Here is a 3,711-nt window from a genome sequence, read left to right on the forward strand (position 1 = left end):
GGCATCAAACAAGTGAAGAGCCCATCCTGACGGATGGGCTTTTTGCGTTTTTGTCATTTAAAATTGCCAGATTTTAGGCACGCCATGGTACCTGCTCCCCCTGACAATCAGGAAGCCTTCCCTCGCTATATACGGTAAACTAATGCAGATTTTGCATCTGGAAGCCATTATGAGCCACTCACTTAAGCCCTGGAACACCTTCGGTATTGACCGTTCTGCCAAAGCGATTGTACGCGCCGAAACTGAAAAACAGCTACTGGATGCCTGGCAAAATGCCACCGCAGAGCGCCAGCCAACCCTGATCCTTGGTGAAGGAAGCAATGTTCTGTTCCTGAAGGATTATTCCGGTACGGTCATTATTAACCGTATTATGGGGATAGAAGTGAGTGAAACACCTGACGCGTGGCATTTGCATGTTGGTGCAGGAGAAAACTGGCATCAGCTGGTCCAGTTTGCGTTAAATAACGGAATGCCGGGCCTGGAAAATCTTGCTTTGATTCCTGGCTGCGCCGGCTCCTCGCCAATTCAAAATATTGGTGCTTACGGCGTTGAATTACAGAAGGTTTGCCGGTACGTCGACTGCATTGAGTTGGTCACGGGGGTGAAACAGCGTCTTTCCGCTGCTGAATGTCGCTTTGGCTACCGGGACAGTATTTTTAAACATGAATATCAGGACCGCTACGCCATTGTGGCGGTTGGTTTGACGTTGCCAAAAGCCTGGCAACCCGTTTTGACCTACGGTGATTTAACCCGGCTCGATCCGCAAACCGTTACCCCGCAGCAGGTATTTGACGCCGTCTGTCATATGCGCATGACCAAACTCCCCGATCCAAAAGTGAATGGAAATGCGGGGAGCTTCTTTAAGAACCCGGTCGTTAGCGCGGACAAGGCGCAAGCGCTGCTGGCGACCTATCCGGGTATCCCTCACTACCCTCAGCCGGATGGCAGTATGAAACTTGCCGCCGGCTGGCTTATCGATCAATGCCAGCTTAAAGGTAAAGTGATGGGTGGCGCAGCGGTGCATAGCCAGCAGGCGCTGGTATTGATCAATCAGCATCAGGCAACCAGTGAAGACGTGGTTGAGCTGGCTCATTACGTACGCCAGCAGGTTGGTGAGAAGTTTAATATCTGGTTACAGCCGGAAGTGCGCTTTATCGGTGAAACGGGTGAAGTTAATGCCGAGGAGACCATCGCATGAAAGACTACACCGTTCCTTTGACGCTAATATCGATCCTGGCCGACGCTGAATTTCACTCAGGTGAACAGCTTGGCGAGCGTTTAGGGATGAGTCGGGCAGCAATCAACAAGCATATTCAAACGTTACGCGATTGGGGAGTCGACGTATTTACCGTTCCGGGTAAAGGCTACAGTCTCCCTGAGCCTATCCAGCTTCTGGATGAAGAGCAGATCGCCAGGCAGATCGAGCATGGCCGGGTAACCGTACTACCGGTGATTGATTCCACGAACCAGTATCTTCTGGACAGACTTAGCGAACTGCAATCGGGTGATGCCTGCGTGGCTGAGTATCAGCAGGCAGGTCGCGGCCGCCGCGGGCGCAAGTGGTTCTCGCCGTTTGGTTCTAACCTTTACCTTTCAATGTACTGGCGACTGGAGCAGGGCCCTGCTGCGGCTATAGGTTTGAGTCTGGTCATTGGGATCGTCATTGCCGAGGTGCTGCAAAGCCTGGGGGCGGATAAAGTTCGGGTGAAATGGCCAAACGATCTCTATTTACAGGATCGGAAGCTGTCCGGGATCCTGGTGGAACTCACGGGGAAAACCGGCGATGCTGCGCAGATAGTCAGCGGCGCGGGGATCAACCTCATGATGCGCCGGGTGGAGTCTGATGTTGTCAATCAGGGTTGGATCAGCCTCCAGGAGGCAGGGATCTCTATCGATCGTAATACGTTAGCGGCTTGTCTGATTAAAGAGCTGCGGGCAGGATTTAAACTTTTTGAGAATGAAGGTCTGGCACCCTATCTCACCCGCTGGGAAAAGCTCGATAACTTTATTAATCGACCGGTTAAACTTATTATTGGCGATAAAGAGATCTTTGGTATTTCGCGAGGTATTGATGCTCAAGGCGCATTATTACTGGAGCAGGACGGGATGGTAAAACCCTGGATTGGCGGTGAGATATCATTGCGCAGCGCTGAATAAAAAAAGGGGAGCTAACGCTCCCTTTTTTATTTTCTTAAACGCACCTGATTCACAGAGTGGTTTGCGCTTTTGGTCATTATAAGGCTGGCTCGCTCACGCGTTGGTAGAATGTTCTCTTTTAAATTCAAAAGATTAATCTCATTCCACAGCGATGTGGCAATATCAATTGCTTCATCTTTAGACAGCTGAGCATAGCTATGAAAATAGGAGTCCGGGTCGGTAAACGCGCCTTCGCGGAATTTCAGAAAACGATTGATATACCAGTTTTTTAGCAGTTCTTCAGGCGCATCAACGTAAATTGAAAAATCAACGAAGTCCGAAACAAATACATGATGCGGATCGTGTGGATAATCCATGCCGCTCTGCAGAACATTTAATCCCTCAAGAATTAATATATCAGGCTGCGTGACGGTTTTATCCCCATCAGGAATGACGTCGTAAATCAGATGTGAATAGACCGGCGCCGTAGCGTCAGGAACGCCGGATTTCAGGTCTGAGACGAATTTAACCAGGCGATGCATGTCATAAGACTGCGGGAAGCCCTTCTTCTTCATCAGGCCGCGTTCTTTCAATACCGCGTTAGGATGCAGAAAACCATCTGTCGTGATTAATTCTACATGTCGATGTTCAGGCCAGCGGCTCAGCAATGCTTGCAGCACGCGCGCGGTAGTGCTCTTCCCGACCGCCACGCTACCCGCAATGCTAATGATGTAAGGAATACGTTGGCCGTTGGTGCCAAGGAATTGTTCCAGTACAGCCTGGCGGCGCAGATTAGAGCTGATATAGAAATTGAGTAAACGCGACAGCGGCAAATAAATTTCCGCTACTTCTTCCAGGGAAAGATCTTCGTTGATGCCTTTTAACCGCGTGATTTCTTCTTCTGTTAGCGTCATCGGAACGGAATCACGAAGCGCAGCCCATTGGTCGCGGTTAAATTGTAGATACGGTGTCATTAACGTTTGCTCTTTTAGGCTCATAAGCATGCTCTTGCAACCGCCGAATTACATGAAGGCGGGGTGCTTCACACTAGTTAATCAGGACAATGGGCAGGAGGGTAACACCAGATTGCGAGGAATAATAAGAAAAAAACTCATTGAATGATGCTTTCTAAAGGTAGCATCACAGAGATGAATGGTTTGGTAAGGGGATATAAAGTTCTCAGCAGAGACCCGTGGGTTATTCATTGAATCGGGTGGTCAGGTGATGGGGTATCGATGCCGCTTTAGCGACTTCACTCTACTCTTTGCCCTCCTCGGCAACCCTATCCGTGAGGATGATTGGCGTATTTTTGTCCTGCTCTGTTTGAAATTACACCATTTTTTCTCGTTTGAGCACAAAATGTGAGCAATAGAACATTTTCTGCAATTTTTTAGTTGCATGAACTCGCAGGTCTCCCTAGAATGCGCGCTACTTGATGCCGACTTAGCTCAGTAGGTAGAGCAACTGACTTGTAATCAGTAGGTCACCAGTTCGATTCCGGTAGTCGGCACCATCAAGTGCCTGGTGGGGTTCCCGAGCGGCCAAAGGGAGCAGACTGTAAATCTGCCGTCATCG

Annotated in this window: 3 protein-coding genes and 1 tRNA gene; 3 read left to right on the forward strand and 1 reads right to left on the reverse strand. The window is 49.5% G+C overall.

What is annotated here, in order from left to right; translation table 11 throughout:
• Nucleotides 1-169 precede the first annotated feature (169 nt).
• Together murB and birA are read left to right on the forward strand one after the other, a co-directional pair.
• Nucleotides 170-1,198 (forward strand): UDP-N-acetylmuramate dehydrogenase, encoded by a 1,029-nt coding sequence (murB, locus tag ABLV30_RS26935; RefSeq protein ID WP_048263835.1) that lies wholly within the window; start codon nt 170-172, stop codon nt 1,196-1,198.
• Nucleotides 1,195-2,157 carry a bifunctional biotin--[acetyl-CoA-carboxylase] ligase/biotin operon repressor BirA gene (birA, locus tag ABLV30_RS26940; RefSeq protein WP_014837096.1) on the forward strand — a complete coding sequence of 321 codons (963 nt, stop codon included), beginning with the start codon at nt 1,195-1,197 and terminating at the stop codon, nt 2,155-2,157. The genes murB and birA overlap by 4 nt, the downstream gene beginning before the upstream one ends.
• Before the next feature lie 26 nt (nt 2,158-2,183).
• On the opposite strand, the gene coaA is transcribed toward birA, so the two are convergent.
• Nucleotides 2,184-3,134, reverse strand: coding sequence for a type I pantothenate kinase (coaA, locus tag ABLV30_RS26945; protein WP_014227490.1), 951 nt, complete (start codon nt 3,132-3,134; stop codon nt 2,184-2,186).
• Nucleotides 3,135-3,573: 439 nt separating this feature from the next.
• On the opposite strand from coaA, the gene ABLV30_RS26950 reads away from it, so the two are divergent.
• Nucleotides 3,574-3,649 (forward strand) — tRNA-Thr (locus ABLV30_RS26950).
• The last annotated feature ends 62 nt before the right edge of the window (nt 3,650-3,711 follow it).

Origin of the sequence: Klebsiella sp. CN_Kp113 (assembly GCF_040064585.1) — a bacterium.
In the GTDB taxonomy this organism is placed as follows: Bacteria; Pseudomonadota; Gammaproteobacteria; order Enterobacterales; family Enterobacteriaceae; genus Klebsiella; species Klebsiella michiganensis.

Coding starts and splice junctions, on each gene's coding strand:
- murB (WP_048263835.1), top strand. CDS start 170: ATGAGCCACTCACTTAAGCCCTGGAACACCTTCGGTATTGACCGTTCT.
- birA (WP_014837096.1), top strand. CDS start 1,195: ATGAAAGACTACACCGTTCCTTTGACGCTAATATCGATCCTGGCCGAC.
- coaA (WP_014227490.1), bottom strand. CDS start 3,134: ATGAGCCTAAAAGAGCAAACGTTAATGACACCGTATCTACAATTTAAC.